This window comes from Accumulibacter sp. (assembly GCF_023806565.1).
GTDB lineage: Bacteria > Pseudomonadota > Gammaproteobacteria > Burkholderiales > Rhodocyclaceae > Accumulibacter.
The window spans coordinates 38,326-57,384 of record NZ_JAMTDV010000139.1 but is presented as its reverse complement, the minus strand read 5'-3'; the positions used below and the strand labels follow the sequence as shown (position 1 = coordinate 57,384).

22 protein-coding genes are annotated in these 19,059 nt (G+C 62.8%); 7 read left to right on the top strand and 15 right to left on the bottom strand.

Annotated features, from left to right (window positions below; translation table 11 throughout):
- The coding region (locus NFV80_RS17385) for a PEP-CTERM sorting domain-containing protein (RefSeq protein ID WP_295331664.1) at window positions 1-197 on the top strand (197 nt) is incomplete at its 5' end.
- 13 nt (window positions 198-210) lie between these two features.
- Here NFV80_RS17385 and NFV80_RS17380 read toward each other — a convergent pair.
- Both NFV80_RS17380 and NFV80_RS17375 read right to left on the bottom strand, forming a co-directional pair.
- Window positions 211-732 (bottom strand): gamma carbonic anhydrase family protein, encoded by a 522-nt coding sequence (locus NFV80_RS17380; protein WP_295331663.1) that lies wholly within the window; start codon window positions 730-732, stop codon window positions 211-213.
- Between the two features lie 76 nt (window positions 733-808).
- Window positions 809-2,005, bottom strand: coding sequence for an efflux RND transporter periplasmic adaptor subunit (locus NFV80_RS17375; RefSeq protein WP_366143451.1), 1,197 nt, complete (start codon window positions 2,003-2,005; stop codon window positions 809-811).
- A 268-nt stretch (window positions 2,006-2,273) separates the two neighbouring features.
- Here NFV80_RS17375 and NFV80_RS17370 point away from each other — a divergent pair, with 268 nt between their 5' ends.
- Window positions 2,274-2,645 (top strand): DUF3301 domain-containing protein, encoded by a 372-nt coding sequence (locus tag NFV80_RS17370; protein WP_295331661.1) that lies wholly within the window; start codon window positions 2,274-2,276, stop codon window positions 2,643-2,645.
- A 143-nt stretch (window positions 2,646-2,788) separates the two neighbouring features.
- Here the strand turns inward: NFV80_RS17370 and NFV80_RS17365 are convergent, their stop codons facing one another.
- From NFV80_RS17365 to NFV80_RS17355, 3 genes are all read right to left on the bottom strand, one after another.
- The gene (locus tag NFV80_RS17365) at window positions 2,789-4,414 is read right to left on the bottom strand and encodes a 4-hydroxyphenylacetate 3-hydroxylase N-terminal domain-containing protein (RefSeq protein WP_296759450.1); all 1,626 of its coding nucleotides are present in this window, start codon (window positions 4,412-4,414) and stop codon (window positions 2,789-2,791) included.
- A 34-nt stretch (window positions 4,415-4,448) separates the two neighbouring features.
- The gene (gene typA, locus NFV80_RS17360; protein ID WP_295331657.1) at window positions 4,449-6,290 is read right to left on the bottom strand and encodes a translational GTPase TypA; all 1,842 of its coding nucleotides are present in this window, start codon (window positions 6,288-6,290) and stop codon (window positions 4,449-4,451) included.
- Window positions 6,291-6,366: 76 nt separating this feature from the next.
- On the bottom strand, window positions 6,367-6,753 hold the full coding sequence (locus NFV80_RS17355) for a group II truncated hemoglobin (protein WP_295331656.1): 387 nt from the start codon (window positions 6,751-6,753) through the stop codon (window positions 6,367-6,369).
- 248 nt (window positions 6,754-7,001) lie between these two features.
- Between NFV80_RS17355 and NFV80_RS17350 the strand changes: the two genes are divergently transcribed.
- Both NFV80_RS17350 and NFV80_RS17345 read left to right on the top strand, forming a co-directional pair.
- A complete protein-coding gene (locus NFV80_RS17350; RefSeq protein ID WP_295331655.1) occupies window positions 7,002-7,502 on the top strand; it encodes a phasin family protein in 501 nt (166 codons plus the stop codon).
- A 243-nt stretch (window positions 7,503-7,745) separates the two neighbouring features.
- Entirely contained in the window at window positions 7,746-8,021 is a 276-nt protein-coding gene (locus tag NFV80_RS17345; protein WP_295331653.1) for an ArsR family transcriptional regulator, read from the top strand.
- A gap of 153 nt (window positions 8,022-8,174) precedes the next feature.
- On the opposite strand, the gene NFV80_RS17340 is transcribed toward NFV80_RS17345, so the two are convergent.
- From NFV80_RS17340 to NFV80_RS17305, 8 genes are all read right to left on the bottom strand, one after another.
- Complete coding sequence (locus tag NFV80_RS17340; protein WP_295331651.1) at window positions 8,175-9,614, bottom strand: DUF294 nucleotidyltransferase-like domain-containing protein; 1,440 nt, start codon at window positions 9,612-9,614, stop codon at window positions 8,175-8,177.
- A 135-nt stretch (window positions 9,615-9,749) separates the two neighbouring features.
- Entirely contained in the window at window positions 9,750-10,118 is a 369-nt protein-coding gene (locus NFV80_RS17335; protein ID WP_295331650.1) for a Na+/H+ antiporter subunit G, read from the bottom strand.
- The gene (locus tag NFV80_RS17330; protein ID WP_295331649.1) at window positions 10,115-10,384 is read right to left on the bottom strand and encodes a K+/H+ antiporter subunit F; all 270 of its coding nucleotides are present in this window, start codon (window positions 10,382-10,384) and stop codon (window positions 10,115-10,117) included. Before NFV80_RS17330 ends, NFV80_RS17335 begins: the two co-directional genes overlap by 4 nt.
- Window positions 10,378-10,869, bottom strand: coding sequence for a Na+/H+ antiporter subunit E (locus NFV80_RS17325; RefSeq protein ID WP_295331647.1), 492 nt, complete (start codon window positions 10,867-10,869; stop codon window positions 10,378-10,380). The genes NFV80_RS17330 and NFV80_RS17325 overlap by 7 nt, the downstream gene beginning before the upstream one ends.
- Window positions 10,866-12,365: a monovalent cation/H+ antiporter subunit D gene (locus NFV80_RS17320; protein WP_295331645.1), complete on the bottom strand. Its 1,500-nt coding sequence runs from the start codon at window positions 12,363-12,365 to the stop codon at window positions 10,866-10,868. The genes NFV80_RS17325 and NFV80_RS17320 overlap by 4 nt, the downstream gene beginning before the upstream one ends.
- Window positions 12,362-12,688 carry a Na+/H+ antiporter subunit C gene (locus NFV80_RS17315; protein WP_295331643.1) on the bottom strand — a complete coding sequence of 109 codons (327 nt, stop codon included), beginning with the start codon at window positions 12,686-12,688 and terminating at the stop codon, window positions 12,362-12,364. The genes NFV80_RS17320 and NFV80_RS17315 overlap by 4 nt, the downstream gene beginning before the upstream one ends.
- Window positions 12,688-15,492, bottom strand: coding sequence for a monovalent cation/H+ antiporter subunit A (locus NFV80_RS17310; protein WP_295331641.1), 2,805 nt, complete (start codon window positions 15,490-15,492; stop codon window positions 12,688-12,690). The genes NFV80_RS17315 and NFV80_RS17310 overlap by 1 nt, the downstream gene beginning before the upstream one ends.
- Before the next feature lie 352 nt (window positions 15,493-15,844).
- Window positions 15,845-16,138: a DUF1214 domain-containing protein gene (locus NFV80_RS17305; RefSeq protein ID WP_366143450.1), complete on the bottom strand. Its 294-nt coding sequence runs from the start codon at window positions 16,136-16,138 to the stop codon at window positions 15,845-15,847.
- 153 nt (window positions 16,139-16,291) lie between these two features.
- Here NFV80_RS17305 and NFV80_RS17300 point away from each other — a divergent pair, with 153 nt between their 5' ends.
- The 3 genes from NFV80_RS17300 to NFV80_RS17290 all read left to right on the top strand — a co-directional run bounded on the left by NFV80_RS17300 (window position 16,292) and on the right by NFV80_RS17290 (window position 17,573).
- Window positions 16,292-16,630, top strand: coding sequence for a CzcE family metal-binding protein (locus NFV80_RS17300; protein WP_295331639.1), 339 nt, complete (start codon window positions 16,292-16,294; stop codon window positions 16,628-16,630).
- Window positions 16,631-16,748: 118 nt separating this feature from the next.
- On the top strand, window positions 16,749-17,036 hold the full coding sequence (copK, locus tag NFV80_RS17295) for a periplasmic Cu(I)/Cu(II)-binding protein CopK (protein ID WP_295331637.1): 288 nt from the start codon (window positions 16,749-16,751) through the stop codon (window positions 17,034-17,036).
- 297 nt (window positions 17,037-17,333) lie between these two features.
- Window positions 17,334-17,573 (top strand): CopK family periplasmic copper-binding protein, encoded by a 240-nt coding sequence (locus tag NFV80_RS17290; RefSeq protein WP_295331668.1) that lies wholly within the window; start codon window positions 17,334-17,336, stop codon window positions 17,571-17,573.
- Between the two features lie 583 nt (window positions 17,574-18,156).
- On the opposite strand, the gene NFV80_RS17285 is transcribed toward NFV80_RS17290, so the two are convergent.
- Complete coding sequence (locus NFV80_RS17285) at window positions 18,157-18,801, bottom strand: isoprenylcysteine carboxylmethyltransferase family protein (protein WP_295331635.1); 645 nt, start codon at window positions 18,799-18,801, stop codon at window positions 18,157-18,159.
- A complete protein-coding gene (locus tag NFV80_RS17280; protein WP_295331633.1) occupies window positions 18,798-19,043 on the bottom strand; it encodes a DUF2933 domain-containing protein in 246 nt (81 codons plus the stop codon). The genes NFV80_RS17285 and NFV80_RS17280 overlap by 4 nt, the downstream gene beginning before the upstream one ends.
- Between the last annotated feature and the right edge of the window lie 16 nt (window positions 19,044-19,059).

The following is a 19,059-nucleotide window of genomic DNA, read 5'->3' as shown; positions in this document are numbered from 1 at the left end:
AAACACCCGTCCCCAACGGCCGCGTTTCTGCTTCTTCCGATGGCTTGCATCCCGCCAACCCGGTGGACCGTTTGCTCGGTGACCTGGCGCCGCGGGCGGCACCCGAGCCCGCTTCGCTTGCGCTGCTCTTGCTCGGCGGTGCAGCCTTGTCGGTGTCGCGCCGCCGGTCATGCACGCCTGCGGCCAGCGCACATTAAGCTACGCCGGCCATCACATCGCCTGCAGGTCGCGCAGATACCGCTGCCAGTTGTCGACATAGTGATCGGCACTGTGCCGGATGCGTGCGACCTCTTCCGCGCTGAGTTGACGCACGACCTTCCCCGGTGAGCCGACAACCAGCGAATGGTCCGGGATCACCTTGCCCTCGGGAATCAACGTGTTGGCGCCGACGATGCAGCCTTCGCCGACGACTACGTGGTTGAGCAGCACCGAGCCGATGCCGATCAGCGACCCGTCGCCGATCTTGCAGCCGTGCAGCATCACGAGGTGGCCGATGGTGACGTCGCGGCCTAGCGTCAGGGAAACGCCCTCGTCCGTGTGCAGAACGCAGTTGTCCTGGACGTTGCTGTTCTCGCCGATGTAGACCGGATCATTGTCGCCGCGTACCGTCGTGTTCCACCAGATCGAAGCGTTTCTCGCCAGCTGAACGTCGCCGATCACGATGGCGTTCGGGGCGACCCAGCTTTGCGGATGGAGCTGCGGGCGCTTTGCGCCAAGGGCGTAAATGGGCATGTGCAGTATCTCGTAGTCGTTGCAGGAGGGGAAGATTGTAGCCCGTTGCGAGGCCAATGTCGCGGCGCCTCGCTTCTCAGAACAGCCTCATCCCGACGCTGCTCGGTTTCCCACCGGCGGGGACGTTTTCCCCGGTCACCACCATGTCACCGACCTTGAGGTCGCCGCCAGTCACCTCCGTATTGCGGTTGTCCGTGATCCCGAGCTGCAAGTTCACCGCTTTCAGCTCGCCATGGTCAACCCGGAAAACGGTACCGCTGGCGCCGTCCCGCTTCCTGCCCGGTTGGACTCCGCTGGTCGCGTCGCCTGCCGCTTTCGGCGCCGTGCTGTCACCGGCCCCCGGACGATCGTCGCTCGGTCGGAAACGGAGCGCGGCGTTGGGCACCAACAGCACGTTCTCCCGGCTGGCGACGGCGATGCTGACATACGCGGTCATGCCCGGCAGCAGGATCTGTTCGGGGTTGGAGAGCGAAACACGCACATTGTAGGTGACGACGTTCTGCTGGATCGTCGGGTTGAGGCGAAGCTGCTCGACCGCGCCGTGGAAAATGCGGTTGGGAAAAGCGTCGACCGTGAAGCGCACTTTCTGTCCTGGGCGAATCTTGCCGATGTCGGCCTCGGCGAAGCTCGAATCGATGCGCATTTCGGACAAGTCCTGTGCGATCTTGATCAATGTCGGCGTCTGCAGGCTGGCGGCGACGGTCTGCCCGAGGTCGACCACGCGGTCGACGACGACTCCCGATACCGGCGAACGGATCAGCGTGTAGCCGAGATTCGCCCGGTCCTTGTCGGCTGCAGCTTTCGCCTGGAGCAGTTGCGCTTCGCTCGAACGCCGTGTCTGGATCGCCTGTTCGAGTTCCTGTCGAGAGACGTATTCCTGCTCGAACAGCGCTTTCATGCGCGCTTCGCTGGCGCGTGCAAGATCGAGGGCGGCAGCGATATTGCCGACGTTGGCCGCCGATTGTCGGGCCTGCGCGGCAAGGAGTGCGTCGTCCAGTTCGAGCAGCGGCTGCCCCTTTTCGACCTTGTCGTTGAAATCGACGTAGAGTTTGGTGACCGTGCCGGAGACCTGTGTGCCGACATTGACCAGCACCACCGGATTGAGCGTGCCGTTGGCCGAAACCGTCTGGGTAAGGTCGCCTCTTTCGATCGCCTGCAGCTTGTAGCGCTGTTCGAGCGATCGGTTGCCGGTCTGCAGGTACCACCAGTAGGCACCGCCGAGCAGGCCGGCAAGCAGCAGGATGACGGCGGCCCGCCTCGCCAAGCGTATCACGGAGCGTCTGACCGTGGGCTCACCGTCCTTAGGCAGTTTTTCTCTGCTCGGGTGAGCAAGATCGCAATGGCGAGGCCGCGTACGTGTCGGAAACGCTTGACGTCGTTCTCCAGCGAATTCGTGCGAGGTGTCGTGTGAGCCATTTTTCGCTAGTATAGCCAGCTCGCCTGCGGTTTTGTGCGGGGACGACGCGGCGCGACGCCTATCACGGCTCCCCCGGACGAACGTTCGCGCCGCCGCGGGCAGTCATTCTTTCAGGGATCGTCAGATGCCGTGGATGGAAACGATCAGCCTGTTGGTTCTGTTCGCCTTCGGCTGGTTCTGGTTCGGCAGCTTCCAGGCGCGCGCCGCCGGCATGGCTGCTGCGCGCGCCGCCTGTGCGGCGGAAGGCCTGTTGCTGCTCGACGACACCGTGGCGCTTGGCTCGTTGCGCCCGGCGCGTGATGACCAAGGCCGGCTGCGCCTGCGGCGCGTCTATCACTTCGAGTACAGCGATACCGGGGACAATCGTCGTCCGGGTCGAGTGACGCTGCTCGGCAGCGAACTGGAAATGGTGAGCCTGACGCCGTCCGGGCGATCCCGGTTGCGCCTCGTGTCGAGCGGCGACGTGCAGCGAGAGCCTCCGCAACGGCTTTCGTAGTGGATTGGCGCGGGTTGCGGTGCTCCCGTCGCCGCACGATCGGCCAGCGCTGATGAATCCCGCGGAGCACTCTTTGCCCCGCGGGCGAATGCCGCCGCCGGTTTCGTCGACTCGTGCCGACGAGGCACACCCGCCTGCCGGTCTTACTGCTGGTCCGGATTGCCGCGAGTATCGTCGGTGTTCGGCAACGGCACCATGATTGCCTGCCACGGTCGCGAACAGCCGGCGTCGCAACAGCGTCCCGGCTGGCGATTGCGCGTGACCGGGCGTGACTCGTCGTGCAGCACGCCCCGTTCAAGAAGCCTTTCGACCAGTTCCACCTTGCTGCCCAGCGGGTAATTGCGCCAGATCTCCTGCTTCATGGCCGCCGGCGAGCCGCCGCCGTGCAGGCTGATCACCGAGTACCAGCCGCCCTGATACGAGGCGGTCAAATCCTCGATGAAGCGGGCCACTTCGATCCGTTTGTCGTAGGGAACGTCGGGATTGGCGCGCAGTACCTCGGCAAGCGTTGCCGCGGTCGCCGGGTTATGGTCCTCGTCGGGGCCGGGCAGGGCGACGATCAGTCCGCCGGAGACCTCGTGCGCCAAGCGATGCATGTCGTATATCTGTGTGGCCAGCAGGAGCTTGCCAATGTTGGCGAACACCGGTTCGGGTACGAAGCTTCCGCTGTGTCGGTCCGGCGTGCCGTAGACGCTGGCTGCCACACCGCAGGCGAAGAAGCCTTCGGTGATCTTGATCAGCTCGACCATCGGCTCGCGCAGGCTGGCCTTGCGCCCGGGGTCGAAGCCGTTAGCCTCGCAGATCAAGGCGCCGGCGCCGATCAGAAGGTCGCCGAAACCGGCTCGGGCAGCGATGCAGCTGTGTCGATGGTGCGTGGCATAATCGTAAGTCAACGAGCCGGAATGCTCCCACTCGCCAGCGAGGAATACCCGTTCCCAGGGGACGAAAACGCGGTCGAAAATCACCACGGCGGTCGATTGTCCGTAGCGGCGTGAAAACAGTGCAGCGCCATGCTCGAGCCTTTCGCCAGGCCGCCCCGCCGGCCGCGCCACGATGGTCACTCCGGGGGCGTCGATCGGCACGGCGCAGCACACCGCGAAGTCGGCATCGGCCACGCCCATGTTGCGGCTGGGCATGACCAGGAACTCGTGCATGTACGGGGCGCCAGTGACGATCGCCTTGGTTCCCGAGATGACGATCCCCTTGCCACTGCGTTCAACGATGTGCACATAGGTCTCAGGATTGTCCTGCTGATGCGGCCGGCGCGAGCGGTCACCCTTGGCATCGGTCATTGCGATACCAAGTGAGAGGTCGCGCGCCTGTACTTCCGCGAGATAGGCAGCGAAGCGCGTGCGGTACTCGTTGCTGTCCAGCGCGTCGTCGACTCTGGCAGCGAGTTGGTGGATCGCATTCAGCGCGTCGTGTGCCAGGTAGCGTTGTGCGCAGCCTGTTTCCTGACAGAGGAGGCGCACGGCTTCAAGCTTGTTCAACAGGTCGCCCGACGACTCATCGATGTGCAGCATGCGATTGACCGTCGCTCCACGGAAAGTTTGCACGGCAGTCATCAGTGGTGCTCTCGCCGGATCGAGAGCGAAATCGTAGCTCACGGCCAGCGCATTGATTCCCGGTTGCAGCGACGGGGCGTCGGCTACCGATTCGATCAATCGGCCGTCGACGTAAACCTTCGGCGCATACTGTCGCAGAGATTCGCGGTACTCGGCGCCGCTGATCAGCCGGCTGGTGTGCGGCAGAGTGGACTGTGTGTGCATCGTGCGTACCCCTGGTCGGCACCGGACGGCGAGTCTAGCCTTCGCGCGCAGCCCGGCGGCGCTCGTTGTCGGTCAGCAGGCGTTTGCGGATGCGGATGCTTTTCGGCGTGATTTCGACCAGTTCGTCGTCATCGATGAATTCGACTGCGGATTCCAGCGTCAGCGCCACCGGTGGCACCAGGCGCACCGCCTCGTCGTTGCCCGCGGCGCGGATGTTGGTCAGCTGCTTGCCCTTGATCGGATTGACGACCAGGTCGTTTTCGCGGCTGTGGATGCCGATTATCATGCCCTCGTAGAGTCTGTCGCCGGGACTGCTGAACATCCGTCCGCGATCCTGCAGTTTCCACAAGGCGTAGGCGACCGCTTCGCCCTTTTCGGCCGAAATCAGGACGCCGTTGCGGCGCCCCGGGATGTCACCCTTCAGCGGTGCGTACTCGTCGAAAACGTGACTCATCAGGCCGGTGCCGCGCGTCAGATTGAGGAACTCGCCCTGGAAGCCGATCAGGCCACGCGCGGGGATGCGGTATTCGAGGCGAGCCCGGCCACGTCCGTCCGAAGACATGTCCTGCAGTTCGCCGCGCCGATAGCCAAGCGCTTCCATGACGCCGCCCTGGTGCGACTCCTCGACATCGAGCGTGAGCATCTCGTAAGGCTCGCACGGTTCGCCGTTGATTTCCTTGATGATCACCTTTGGCCGCCCGACCGCCAGCTCGTACCCTTCGCGGCGCATGTTCTCGAGCAGGATCGTCAGGTGCAGTTCGCCACGTCCAGAGACCAGGAAACTGTCCGTATCGGACGTCTCTTCGACACGCAGCGCCATGTTGGTCAGCAATTCCTTGCGCAGGCGCTCGCCGATCTGGCGGCTGGTGACGAATTTTCCTTCCGTGCCGGCCAGCGGCGAATTGTTCACCATGAACGTCATGTTCAGCGTCGGCTCGTCGATCTTCAGCATCGGCAGCGCTTCCGGCTTGTCCAGATCGGTGACCGTGCAGCCGATCGCGAGATCGTCGATTCCGGTGACGAGCACGATGTCGCCGGCCAACGCTTCTTCGAGCGGTACGCGTTCGAGACCGCGAAACCCGAAAATTTGTCCGACTTTGGCGTTTCTTGGCGCACCATGCTCGAACCTGCCCTGGGAATCTGCCTGGCCGAACATCACGAGCACCTGCTGTGCTGGTCGCAGGCGTCCGCGCTGCAGGCGGCCGATGCCGATGCGGCCGACGTAGCTCGAATAATCGAGTGCCGAAATCTGCAGTTGCAGTGCGCCGTCGATGCCGTCCGCTCGCGGCGGCGGGACGTGTTCGAGAATGGTCTCGAACATCGGCCGCAGGTCGGGCGACGGTGTCGCCGGATCGCGCGTCGCGTAACCGTTGATGGCGGATGCATAAAGTACGGGGAAATCGAGTTGCTGGTCGTTCGCCCCGAGCTTGTCGAAGAGGTCGAAGGTATGATCGACCACCCAGTCCGGCCGCGCGCCGTCACGGTCTATCTTATTGACCACGACGATCGGTTGCAGGCCGAGTGCCAGCGCTTTCTTGGTGACGAAGCGGGTCTGCGGCATCGGGCCTTCGACGGCATCGACCAGCAGCAACACGCCATCGACCATCGACAGGACGCGCTCGACTTCGCCGCCAAAATCGGCGTGGCCCGGCGTGTCCACGATGTTGATATGGACGCCAGCGTAATCCACCGCCAGATTCTTGGCGAGGATGGTGATTCCACGCTCCTTCTCGAGTTCGTTGGAATCCATCATCCGCTCGGTGATGTGCTGGTGTGCCGCGAAGCTTCCGGCCTGCACCAGCAGCTTGTCCACGAGGGTGGTCTTGCCATGGTCGACGTGGGCGATGATGGCGATGTTGCGGACGGGGCGGGACATGTCGGTTGCGGCTATGGAGGAAGGGGCGACATTCTAGCACGGGTCGCCCAGATTGCTGCGGCGCAGCGCGTATCGCTCAGGCAGGCTGGTTGCGCATGAAGTCGGCAGTGTCGAAGAAGGCGGTCAGCAGTTTCTCGCGCACTGTTTCGTCGATGCCGATCGACTCCATCGCCAGGTACATGCAGGCGACCCACTGGTCACGCTCGGCCGTGCCAATGGCAAAGGGGAGGTGGCGACGGCGCAGCATCGGATGACCGATTTGCTGCACGTAGAGGTCCGGCCCGCCGAGCCAGCCGGAGAGAAACATGAACAGCTTGTCGCGCGACGCCTGCAAATCGGCGGGGTGCATCGCACGTATTGCCGCGAACTGCGGAACCGAATCCATCAGTTCGTAGAAGCGGTCGCATAGCCGGGCGACGCCGTTTTCGCCGCCAATCAGCGAATAGGGAGTCTGTTCCTGCACGAGTGTGTTGCCTGCCAAGAAAGGAAGAATTCTACCCTGTGCCGCGTTCGCTGGCGTTCTTGTCGCGGATGGGCTCTCTCGGTGGGTCATTTCCACCGTACTGTCAAATCCGGCACTTCCGCAATGCAACATGAGAAGTTGACAAACGTCACCTGATGGACAAGAATGAACGTTATGCTGCATTGCAGCAATTCGCTGCGGGCCGAGTCGAGCCCCTGCGATTTTTCGTATTCCCAAGGAGATCAAGCATGAACAAGCTTACAGAGAAATTGACCAGCGCCAGCCAGACTGGCCTGAACGACCTCAGAACCATCGTCAACACCTCGCTCGATGGCATTGGCCAACTGGCGACGCTGAACGTGGAGACGGCTCGCGCCTTTACCGAGCGGAGCGCCGAAAACCTCGCCGCGCTGGCACAAGCACGAGACCTGCAGGGGCTGCTGGCGGTGCAGAAACCGGCGATCATCGCAGCCGCCGAGCAGTCGCTGGCTTACTCGCGGCGTATCTACGAGATCTACAGCGAGTCGTCGACGACGGTCGCCCAGATCGTGGAAGGACAGTTCGGAGGTATCGGCCGGGGCTTGGTGACAGGCATCGACAAGCAGTGGCAAGCAGTCTCCCCCACCCTCCAGTCTGCCGTGGCAAATGTCAAGTCGCTGTTTTCGAGGGCCGCCAAGATTGTGCGGCCGGAGACGGAAGTTCCGGCGACCGGCACACCCGCCCTGCCGCTGATCGAGAAAGCTGCCTGACAAGCCTGCCGGCCAGCCTGTGCTCGCGGGCAAGCCGCTGCAACCGCACCCGGCGCCGGCCGCCGGGCGCTCTGCCCGGAATCCGTCACGCGGCGCGGCAAAGTGGCTTGCCAAGCGGATCGCCAAGGCAGAGGTATCGCCAGGAATGCCGGGAGAAACGTTCGCAGGAATTGCCAGAAAGCGATTCGCGGTGCACACTGCGATTCTTTGCCAACTGGTAACGGCATTCTTGGGAGTAGTCCGATGACCGAAACGATTGTTGCCTACCTGCGAGCCAACGCCGAACAACTCGATGTCGACATGGCCGAGGCACTGAACATCCCGCTCAGCGAACTGCGCGAAGAGATTTCCCGGCTTGCTGCATCGGGCGACGTGATCTGTTGCCGGGTGACCCGTTTCCTCGATGGCCGCAAGATCGAGGGCATCAGCTGCCGGCTGTCGTGCGATCCGCCAACGCCGGCACGTGGTCGCAAGCCCGGCGTCAAGAAGGACGACGACGCCGAGGCAAGCCTGTTCTGATGGCGTCGAAGCCTGTAAACGCAATTTACTACCCAGTCGGCCGGCGGAGTTGCGCGCCTGTTCGCTGCGATTTCTTCCCAGACTCACTCGCCGCGCAGGGGGAACTGCGATCGGCCGACATCTCGCCGCTGCCCCAACATCGCGCGGTTGTGCTTACCTGAGCAAATGCAGCTTGAAATGGCCCTTGACGAATTCCTGAAATTTCTCCACTCCCTTCAGGGCGATCTGCAGCCTGCCCAGTTCCATCATGTTTAGTCGTTCGAGCGAGATGTAGTTGTCCGGCTTGCGCCCTTCGTGCACCGCTTCGACCTGTCCGCGCAGGCGCATCAGAACCAGGAAATCGAAGCTCTCGGCAATGTTGGCGGCCATCTTCTTGTTGACCACCTTGTCCTTGACCAGCATTTCCAGTCGCTGGTGGGTGCTTCCTTCGAGCTTGCCGGCCTGAATCGCGAGCGCCTTGACGCCTTCGGAAAGCGCAAAAATTCCCGCTTTCTTGATTTCCAGCATGCCCGAGTGCTCCCCTTCCTTCTCGCCCTTGATCTTGCCAAACCAGCCGATCGGAGGGACGAAGCGCAGGGTGTTCTCGACCATTCGCATCAGGAACAGCTTGTTCTGTTGCGCGTGCCTGTACACCTGCGCCTTCAGTTCCTGCTCGAATGAGGTGTCGCCGTAAATGGTCCGGATGTCCGCGAAAGTCCCGCAACTGAGGACGTGGTTCGGACTCGGCACCTGCATCCAGCGATCGAGCTGATCGCTCCATTTGCTCAGGCTGCGCCGCCACTCCTTGTTGTTCGCCATGATCCCGCCGCTGCAGGGCGGGATGCCGATGGCGACCAGGGAATCGATCAGCAGCTGTGAAAACCCCTCGATCTTGGCGATCTGCTCCGGCCCGAGTTCGTCGCCATAGATGATCGCGTTGTCCTGGTCGGTGAGCAGCGTCTGCTCGCCGCGCCCCTCGCTGCCGAGAACGACAAAGGCAAAGCGCTCCGGCAGGTCGTTGAAATGATCCCGGCGAATCAGCGCAATCAGCCGCAGGAGGATCTGGTCGTTCAGGTGGGCGATCATGCGCACCACGTCGCGCGTCTTGGCGCCGGTGCCGTTCAGGTGGAGGACCAGGCTCTGGATTCTCGAATAGACCGTCTTCAGTTCGTCGAAGTCCTTCGCCGTTTCGATGTCGAGTACCAGTTGATGCGGCGAATGTGACTGCAGGCGGATGATGTCGCTGTCGGTGATGATTCCCGAAAGCTCCCCCTTGTCGTTGACCAGTGCCAGGCGATGTATCTTCTCGCGGGACATCCGGTACAGCGCTTCGTAGAGAAAATCGTCCTCGCCAATCACCGACAGCGGGCTGTGCATGATCGATCGCACGCTGAGGGAGGACGGATCGACTCCGTTGGCGACCACCTTGTTGCGCAGATCGCGATCGGTGATCATGCCGCTGGGCAGCGTGTTCTCACAGACCACGACGCTGGAGATGTTCTTGTCGCGCATGATTCGGACCACCTCGACGAGCGCGTCGTCGGGCCCGCAGGTGACGACGTTGCGCTGGCAGAAATCCTTCACCGGGCGAAAAAACTGACCCTCCTCAGCCATTGCGTGCGTCTCCTCGCTGTGATCGACCGGATTCCCGCCGCTGGTGCAGCGTCATCGGTGGCGGCGCCTGGGCAGCAAGTCGGGGAAGCGCGATTCTACCATCTGCCGCCGCTTCGCGTCCGCGGCAGCGGGCGTTTACGATGCCTCGTCGATGTCTCCGGGCAGACTGCTGTCGCTCGCGGTGAGTGCTTCGTGATCCCTTCGGTTCACGGCGTGCTGCCGATGCAGAGCCGCTTTGGCGAGCAGATGCGCGCTGACCGGCGCGCTGAGGAACAGGAAGAGCAGGATTGCCAGTTCGTGCAGGCTGACGCCGCCGTCGCGGTTCGAGAAGAAGATCGCCGATGCGAGCAGCAGTGCACCGACGCCGAGAGTGGTGGCCTTGGTCGGGCCATGCAGCCGGTCGAGAAAATTGGGCAGGCGCGCCAGGCCGATCGAGCCGAGCAGGACGACGAGCGCGCCGAGAACGATCAGCACCGCGACAGCCGATTCAGTCGCCGTACTCATTCGATGAGGTCTCCGCGCAGCAGAAACTTGCAGAACGCCGCGGTAGCGACGAAACCCAGCAGCGCGAGCAACAGCGCCGTCTCGAAATACGTCGTGGTCGCCGCGCGAATTGCGAACAGGATGATCAGTGCGATGGTGTTGATGCCCATGGTGTCTAGCGCCAGAACACGGTCGACGGTGTCCGGGCCCCGCACCAGACGATAGAGGTTGAGCGCCTGAGCAGCGCCGATCAGGACGAAGGCGATTTCGATGGCGGCGTTCAGCATGCAAAAATCTCCCGGAGTGGCAGTTCGTATCGTTGCTTGATCGCGCGCGCCAGCACCTGCGGGTCGGGTGCATCCAGGGCGTGCACGAGCAGAATCCAGCGCCGCCGATCGACGTCAATCGCCACCGTTCCCGGCGTCAGCGAGACGACGCTGGCGAGCAGCGTGACGACGAAGGGATCGCGCAGGTCGAGCGGCACTTCGACGAGCGCCGGTGACAGCCGGCAAAGCGGACCGATCACCTGGCGGGCGACGCGCCAGTTGGCGGTAAAGATATCGGCCGCGACAACGCCGACGAAATGCAGCGCCCGTGCCGGGCGAACGAGGCGCGGCGGGTCCGGCCAGAACGCTTGCGTCAGCAAGGGCACGGCGACGGCGAGCAGACTGCCGAGTACGAGCAGGCCGGCCGACACGGGACTGCTGATCACCAGCCAGAGCAGCAGGACGGTGGCCGACAGAAGCGGTCGCGGCAGAAGCCCGCGTTTCATTGCCGATGCGGCCGCTGCGGGCCAAGGATGTGAGCCACGTACGCCTCGGACGCGTACAGCTGCTCGGCGGCCCGTTCTGCGTAGTTGGCAAGCGGGCCTGCGAACAGCGCCAGCAACGGGCCGCCAGCGACCAGCAGCAGTGTCGCCGTCACTTTTTGCCATGCGATGACATTCGGACTTGCGCTGGCGGTGAACGGCCCTTTCCAGAACAGTTCGCTGCCGTCGCGCGCCAGCGCGATCAGGACGACGAAGCCGGCGCCCAGGAGGATTACCCAGATCGCCGGTCCGGCCGTGGCGTCACGCAGTGTCGTCAGCAGCATCAGCTTGCCGAGGAAACCGGAGAAGGGCGGCAGTCCGGCGGCCGTCGTCGCTGCGGCGAGGAAGGCCAGCCGTACCCAGACGGCGGTTGAAGTCGATCGTCCCGTGAAATGGTCGGCAGCGTTGCCGCGCTGTTCGGCGATGACTCCGGCGAGCAGGAAGAACGCTGCGCCGGAGACGGTCGAATGTAGCAGGTAATAGATGGCGGCTGCGGTGACCCCCGGCCTCGGTTGTGCCGGTGCGAGCAGCAAGCTTCCGGCCGAAAGCAGGATCAGCCAGGCGGCAAGTGTCCGCAGGCGCGTGGCGGCAAGCGTGCCGAGTGCCGCGAAGACGACGGTGGCCAAAGCCAGCGTCGTCAGCCAGTGCCCGAGCAGGTCGGGCATCGTCGGCGCAAGGACAACGGCGTGCACCCGCAGGATGGCGACGATCCCGACTTTGGTCATGATGGCAAACAGTGCAGCAACCGGCACCCCGGCGGCAGCATAGGTATGCGGCAACCAGAAGGACAGTGGCAGCAGACCGGCCTTGAGCGCGAAGACGGCGATCAACAGGGCGAACGCCAGTCGCGTCAGCGCCTGGTCATACCCGGGCAGCGTCAGGCGATCCGCCAGGTGCGCCAGATTGAGCGTGCCCATCGTGCCGTAAAGCAGTCCCAGTGCGAGCAGAAAAAATGCCGAGCCGACGAGATTGAGCACCACGTAGGCGATTCCCGCGCGCGTTCTCCGGATTCCGCCGCCGTGCGCAAGCAGCGTGTAGGAGGCGAGCAGCATCACCTCGAAGAAGACAAACAGATTGAACAGGTCGCCAGTCAGAAAGGCTCCGAGCACGCCGAACAGTTGCAACTGGAACAACGGTTGAAAGTGTCTGCCGCGCAGGTCGAATCCCGCGTTGGCGTAGAGCAGACAGGCGAATGCGAGCACTGCCGTAAGCATTGTCATGGCCGCTGCCAGGCGGTCGACGACGAGCACGATGCCGAACGGCGCCGGCCAGTCTCCTAGCGCGTAGATGTGCAACTGGCCAGCGTCGGCGAGCCACGCCAGCCAGCTCGTGGCGATGATCAGCAGCGCGGCGGCGGAAATTCCGACGCCGCGCTGGAATGCCGGGCGGTCACAGGCGATCTGCAGCAGGGCGGCCGCGAAGGGAATCAGGATCGGCAGGATCGGCGCGTGTGTATTCACCGCCCCTGGTCCACGTCGATGTGATCGCAGCCCGATTCGGACAGGCCGCGAAGCGCCAACATCGCCAGATAGGCCGTCATGCCGAAGCCGATGACGATCGCCGTGAGCACCAGCGCTTGCGGCAGGGGGTCGGCGTAGCTCGCGCCGCTGCCAATCAACGGCGGTGCGTCGAGGCGCAGACGGCCGCTGGCAAACAGGAAAAGGTTGACGGCGTACGAGAGCAGCGTCAGCCCGAGCAATACGGGAAACGTACGGGCACGCAGGATGAGGAACACGCCGCAGCCAGCGAGTATTCCGACCGCGGTGGCGAGCAGCGCTTCCATCAGCTTTCCTCCCCATGCCGGTGGGCGACGAGTGACAGTCGGCCGAGACCCGCGAGCACGATCAGGACGACGGTCACGACGACGATATACACACCGAGATCAAAAATCATCGCCGATGCCAGTTCGATTTCGCCGAGCAGCGGAAGCCGCAGGTGACCATGCGCGCCGGTAAGGAAAGGCCGCCCGAAAGCCCAGCTCGCAACACCGATGCCGGCCGCCAGCAGCAGTCCCAGGGCGAGCAGCCCCGGCTGCTCGTCCGGCATGCGCCGTTGGCCGTAGGCGATTCCATTCGCCAGATACTGCATGATCAGCGCGACCCCGGTGATCAGGCCGGCGACGAAACCACCCCCGGGCGCATTGTGTCCGCGCAGAAAGACATACGCCGAAACGGTCAGAGCCAGGGGCAGCAGGGGCTGCATCATCATCGAGAGAAAGAGCGGGTGCGCGTCGCTGGCCCAGCGGCGGCCGTCGGCATCACGCCTCGGCGCGACCAGCACCAGGCGGTCGAGCAGGGCATGCGAGGCGAGGGCGACCATGGCCAGGACGGTGATTTCTCCGAGGGTGTCGAAGCCGCGGAAATCGACCAGGATGACATTGACGACGTTGGCGCCACCACCGCCGGGAAGTGACTGCTGCACATAGAAATCGGCGATCGTCTCGTGTGGGGCAGTGAGCATCCGCAAGGTGATCAGCCCCAGTCCACCGCCGACGAACAGTGCCAGCAGCAGGTCGCGCGCCAGACGGCGAGCGCTGCTCTTCGGGGCACTGCGCGGCGGCAGGTAATACAGCACCAGCAGCATCAGAATGACCGTTCCGGTCTCGACGGCGAGCTGGGTCAGTGAGAGGTCCGGCGCGGAGAAACGGAGGAAGGTCAGCGCCACGACCAGCCCGACGACGCTGACCAGGATCACCGCCAGCAAGCGTTCGCGGTACAGCATCGTGGCGCCGACCGCACCGATCAGCAGCGCGAGCAGTGCGAAGACGGCGGCCTCGTCGGCCGCCTGCATGGGCAGGCGGTGACTGCCGCTGGGCGCGGAGAAAAACGACCAGCCGCCGAGGACGACGACGAAGCCGAAGAGCAGCGCGCAATAGCGCTGCAGCGAACCGTTGTCGAGCAGCGTGACGATCACATGCGCGCTTCGGGTGAGCTGGCGATGGAAGCGTTCGAAAGCGGTGCGCGGATGCATCGCAGGCAATTGCTCCTGCCAGGCGAACAGCGGAACCCGCAGCGCGTAGATCAGGACGCCGCCGGCCAGTGCGACAAGGCTCATCAGCAGAGGCTGATTGAAGCCATGCCAGAGCGCCAGCTGGAACGTCGGCGGCGGCACCTGCAGCGTTGCCGTCGCCGCCGCGGCGAGCAGCGGTTCGACCGTCCAGCGCGGCACGATGCCGACCAGCAGGCAGAGCAGCACCAGCAACTCGATCGGTACGCGCATCCAGCGCGGTGGCTCATGCGGCTGACGCGGCAGATCGATCGGTTCGCCATGGAAGAAGACGTCGTGCACAAAGCGTGCGGAATAGGCTACCGCCAGCATGCCGGCGATCGTCGCAAACAGCGGCAGCGCCCAGCCCAGGGGCGCAAACTGTGGATTGGCAGTGGTTTCCGCGAAGAACATTTCCTTGCTCAGGAAGCCGTTGAGTAGTGGCACGCCGGCCATCGAGCCGGCAGCAATGATCGCCAGCGTCGCGGTGATCGGCATGTAGCGGAACATGCCGTTGACCCGGCGCATGTCGCGCGTGCCGCATTCGTGGTCGATGACGCCGGCAGCCATGAACAGCGACGCCTTGAAGATCGCGTGGTTGATTACGTGGAAGACGCCGGCCACCACCGAAAGTGGCGTGTCGAGACCAAACAGCAGGGTGATCAGGCCGAGTTGGCTGATCGTCGAGTAGGCCAGCAATCCCTTGATGTCGTGGCGAAACAGGGCCAGCGTCGCGGCGTAGACCAGGGTTATCGCACCGCTGCCGCCCACCAGCCAGAACCAAAGCTCGCTGCCGCCGAATGCCGGGTAAAGGCGGGCGAGCAGGAAGATGCCGGCCTTCACCATGGTCGCCGAATGCAGGTACGCGGAAACGGGTGTCGGCGCCGCCATCGCATTCGGCAGCCAGAAGTGGAAGGGAAACTGCGCCGACTTGCTGAATGCGCCGAGCAGGATCAGGATCAGCATCGGCGCGTACAACGCGTGCCCACGAATTTGCTCGCCGGCAGCCAGGATCGCCGACAGCTCGAAGCTGCCGACGACGTGGCCAAGCAGCAGGATACCGGCGAGCAGTGCCAGACCGCCGCCGCCGGTGACCGCCAGGGCCATGCGGGCGCCACTGCGTGCCTTGTACTTGTCACTCTGATAGGCGACGAGCAGGAATGACGAAAGGCTGGTAATTTCCCAGAAAACCAGCAGCAGAAGCAGGTTCTCGGAAAGCACGACACCGAGCATCGCCGCCATGAACAGCAGCAGGATGGCGTAGAAGCGTCCGAGCCGATCGCTCTCCGGCAGATAGTACGCAGCGTAGAGCACCACGAGCAGACCGATGCCGCAGATCAGCAGGCAAAACAGCAGGCCGAGGCCGTCGAGACGCAGGCTGAGATGCAGTCCGTAGTTCGGCAGCCAGGCGAGGCGCACGAGCTCGCAGTGGCCGCTCAGGGCATCTGGCGCCAGCGGCAGCAGCAGCGCCAGGCAGACGGTCATCACGCCGGCCGCCGCCAGCGCCGCACTGGCCCGCCCGTGGCGCTGCAGCAGCAGCGGCAGCGGAAACATGGCAAAAGCCGTCACGGGGATGCCGGCAAGCAGCAGGCTCGAGTTCAAAGGGCGCCCTGGCAGGTTTGGGGGTAGTCGGGATGCCGCGGCCGATGGGTCGACGGCGCGATTATAACGGGCTTGGTCGCCCGTGACTGGCCGCCAGCCGCTCGCCTTTTTCCCGCTCGAATCGAGGCGACTTCGCCGAGATGCCGGTCAGCGCCTGGACCCCGGGACTCGCGCGCATGGCGCGGCCAGACTCGATGCAGTGGCCGGAAGGCGGGGAAGTGTGCCGGTGGCAGGCGAATCAACCCATAGACGCCCGTGCCTGCTGAGCAGCACTCGAACGGCAAGCGTGGCGCTACTGTCCGGGTGCCGGTCACGTGGTGCTGTCGCACCCCGCGGAGAGCGATGGCGAGACTCACGGCCGCAATTCGAGGTCGCCCGGCTGCCAACTCTTGTCGAACCACGGCTCCAGCGGCCCGTAGATCCGCAGGAGGACGTTGTAGTTCTTGCCAGGCATCGTCTGTACCCAGTTCTCCACATGGCCGGCAGGGGCGGTTGGTCCGAACCAGATGGTGACGCCATCGTCCGGATTTTTCTGCTGGCGCGGCAGCGTACTCTTGAAGCTTGCCAATTTCTGGTCAGTCGGCAGGAGCGAACGGGACTGGTTGTCATACGCCGTGAATGCCCAGAAGTTCTTTGCCGGAATCACGCCATCGTGCAATGTCCGTCAGGCTGACCAAAACGTAACCTCTGGGTCACCGTGTCGTTAGGAGGCGGGTCCTATTATGGCATCACGGTCACACAAAATCAGTCTGATTGACCCGAGATATCCGATCCACCCAAAGTTATCAGGAGAATTGTCATGAATAATACCTGTACCAAGCTGGCGATGGCTGTCACCTTGGCCGCCATAGGCGCAACAACCTTTGCGGCCGAGCCAACGACAAATCAGCTTGCCCCGTATGGCTATCCGGCAAGCGGTACGGCCGGCAGTAGGGTCGTGAATTTGGGCAGCGAGAGCAAGTCGCTGAATGTCACACAGTCCGAAACGATTCAGCTCAATGTGAACGGCAGAATCACTACTTGGACTTTCGATACGCTCGGCACGACTTCGTTCCCGCTCACGAAGATTATCCCAGGTGCTGACGGGGTTACGGTCTATGTGGCCAAGAACCCGCTCTATCGGGGGGCTGGTCGCTGACCTCAGACTTACCGGACGATGACGCAAATGTCATCAAGTGGTCGGCAAGCCGTAAGCTGGTCGACATTATCATTGTCAATGCAGTTCCACTAGTTCCACTTTTTCTAGGAGAAAGACAATGTTGAAATATCTATTGACGGCGGCTGTGATGGGCGCAGCTACTCTCACTGCGTCAGCGGCGGACCTGAGTCAGGTTCAACAATCCATCGAGTTGAAGGACGGCAGTACGGTCTTCGTCTTCAAGGACGGGAAGATGGGGATGGAGGACAAATACGGTCGCCCGACCTACATGGAGTCCGGCCACGTCATGGAAACCAAGGATGGCAAGCAGATCATCATGAACGGGAACGAGATCTGGCGTGTCGACACTCTGCTGTACAAGAACCAGAAGGGTGGCGGACGCTGACAGCATTCCAAGGGTTGACCAAAAGTTAATCCCCGGGTCCACCGTTCTGTTGGGATGCGGCACCTACGATGGCATCACGGTCAGGCGGCATTGGTCGGATCTGATCAATGTCATCTCGTCAGGAGAATCTCCATGAAAAAGATTTTTTTCAACCTGGCCTTGACCGCCATTGTGGCCACCGCAGGCACCGCGACGGCGTTGGCCGATGCCCAAAACGACGCTCTCAGAAAGGGCCGCATTCACTGGCCTTCACACGGCCCGGCCGCCAAGAGCGCGCCGACCGCAAAGCCGTCTTCCATAACTTCGTTCGCAGTGGACAAAGCTCAGGTTGAGGAATCGATCGAGTTGAAGGACGGCAGTACGGTCTACATCTTCAAAGACGGGAAGATGGGGATGGAGGACAAATTTGGTCGTCCGACCTACATGGAGTCCGGCCACGTCATGGAAACCAAGGACGACAAGCAGATCATCATGAACGGGAACGAGATCTGGCGCGTCAACGGTTTGCTGCACAAGGACCACGGCGGTGGCGGCTAATTCGCGACAAGCAAGGGCGGGGCTCCTCAAAGTCCCCTTTTTTGTTCTGATATGCAACGTCGGTCGGGAGAATTCTGGTCGACATTTCAATATCTTCGTCGCTATGGAAACGCGGATTTAATCTCTCTTGCCGGCGATGCTTTGGGTATAGTCTGCCCGTTGCCGACGAGGAAACTGGCGATGAAGCAGATCAGTTTTTCCCAAGCCGATCAGCGGTTCCCTATAATTGGTCAGTATCAGCCCTGAAAACAAAGAGATTGTGAACCGTTGCCGCGTTCAGACCAATACCCGTACGCGCGTCGGAAACCAGAAAGACAATGGATCGGCACCCTCACTGCTTGCCGCGTTGATCCTGGCGATAGGCTTGCCGTAGCAGGCAGCGGGGCGTCGCGCCGGTCTATCGTGGCGACATAAGCGATGCGGCGCGAAGAAATACCTGGTCTACTATGACGTCTGTGAGTCGAGGCGACTGCGCCGGGCACATAAATGTCTAAAAAAGGCGCAAAAGGGTGCGGCTCGAATTAAATTGCCATAGTCGCCCCCGCCACCTTCGGCGGCGGAGTTCTGCAAGAGACCCGTCCGGCTAATCCGATCGGTCGCCGAAATGAGGGAGCCATCTCGGCGTCCTGCGGGCGTATTCCCGCCACGATTCACCGAATGCGGCCTCCGCGTCGCGTTCCTCGCGTTGCGCGAGCCTGACGTAGGTTGCAACGAGGATCGGGAAGAGGATAAGCGTTACGATCGTCGGCCATTGCAGCAGGAATCCGAACATGACCAGGACAAACGCGGCGTACTGCGGATGGCGAATCCTCGCGTACGGGCCATCCGCCGCAAGCGTCCCCTTCCTTTGGGCCTCGTAGAGCACAGGCCATGCCTTGGCCAGCAACCAGAAGCCGCCGATGATGAATACACCGGAAAGCAGATGGAATGGCCCAAAGTGCGGATGGGCCGTCCAGCCGAAGAACATCTCCGGTAGATGGCCGGCATCGTGCGACATCCAGTCGATGCCTGGGAACTGCTTGGTCAGCCATCCGGAAAACAGGTAGATTGTCAGCGGGAAGCCGTACATCTCGGTGAAAAGGGCGACGAGGAAGGCCGAGAACATCCCGAGGGTGCGCCAGTCCTGTCTCGTCCTGGGTTTGAAGAAACTCGCAGCGAAAAGGATGAAGAACGCCGAGTTGAGGACGGCCAGGGTCCAGAGGCCGTAGCCGGTGTCGCCGTGGTTCATTTTCCGTCCTCCTTCCCGTCAGTCCCTCCACCTTGGCCAGTCTCCCCCTGCCCATGATGTCCATGGTGCATGAAAATGTGCATCAGCGGGCAGGCCAGCAGGAGCAGGTAGGGGAGTATCCCGAAAAGGTGGGCGCGGTGCTCGGAGAGCAGGTAGAACAGGGCGACGACGGCGAAGAACCACCATCCCCACGCGATCCTGTGCTTGTGGCGGCCTTCCTCGTCGTTTTGCCTCGGGTCCATTTCCGCTCTCCTTCGT

Excerpts from the sequence above, each read along its gene's own strand:
- NFV80_RS17300 (WP_295331639.1), top strand. The coding sequence starts at position 16,292 with ATGAATAATACCTGTACCAAGCTGGCGATGGCTGTCACCTTGGCCGCC.
- copK (WP_295331637.1), top strand. The coding sequence starts at position 16,749 with ATGTTGAAATATCTATTGACGGCGGCTGTGATGGGCGCAGCTACTCTC.
- NFV80_RS17315 (WP_295331643.1), bottom strand. The coding sequence starts at position 12,688 with ATGGAAGCGCTGCTCGCCACCGCGGTCGGAATACTCGCTGGCTGCGGC.
- NFV80_RS17330 (WP_295331649.1), bottom strand. The coding sequence starts at position 10,384 with ATGCTGAACGCCGCCATCGAAATCGCCTTCGTCCTGATCGGCGCTGCT.
- NFV80_RS17350 (WP_295331655.1), top strand. The coding sequence starts at position 7,002 with ATGAACAAGCTTACAGAGAAATTGACCAGCGCCAGCCAGACTGGCCTG.
- NFV80_RS17340 (WP_295331651.1), bottom strand. The coding sequence starts at position 9,614 with ATGGCTGAGGAGGGTCAGTTTTTTCGCCCGGTGAAGGATTTCTGCCAG.
- NFV80_RS17370 (WP_295331661.1), top strand. The coding sequence starts at position 2,274 with ATGCCGTGGATGGAAACGATCAGCCTGTTGGTTCTGTTCGCCTTCGGC.
- NFV80_RS17380 (WP_295331663.1), bottom strand. The coding sequence starts at position 732 with ATGCCCATTTACGCCCTTGGCGCAAAGCGCCCGCAGCTCCATCCGCAA.
- typA (WP_295331657.1), bottom strand. The coding sequence starts at position 6,290 with ATGTCCCGCCCCGTCCGCAACATCGCCATCATCGCCCACGTCGACCAT.
- NFV80_RS17345 (WP_295331653.1), top strand. The coding sequence starts at position 7,746 with ATGACCGAAACGATTGTTGCCTACCTGCGAGCCAACGCCGAACAACTC.
- NFV80_RS17335 (WP_295331650.1), bottom strand. The coding sequence starts at position 10,118 with ATGAGTACGGCGACTGAATCGGCTGTCGCGGTGCTGATCGTTCTCGGC.
- NFV80_RS17280 (WP_295331633.1), bottom strand. The coding sequence starts at position 19,043 with ATGGACCCGAGGCAAAACGACGAGGAAGGCCGCCACAAGCACAGGATC.
- NFV80_RS17285 (WP_295331635.1), bottom strand. The coding sequence starts at position 18,801 with ATGAACCACGGCGACACCGGCTACGGCCTCTGGACCCTGGCCGTCCTC.
- NFV80_RS17365 (WP_296759450.1), bottom strand. The coding sequence starts at position 4,414 with ATGCACACACAGTCCACTCTGCCGCACACCAGCCGGCTGATCAGCGGC.
- NFV80_RS17325 (WP_295331647.1), bottom strand. The coding sequence starts at position 10,869 with ATGAAACGCGGGCTTCTGCCGCGACCGCTTCTGTCGGCCACCGTCCTG.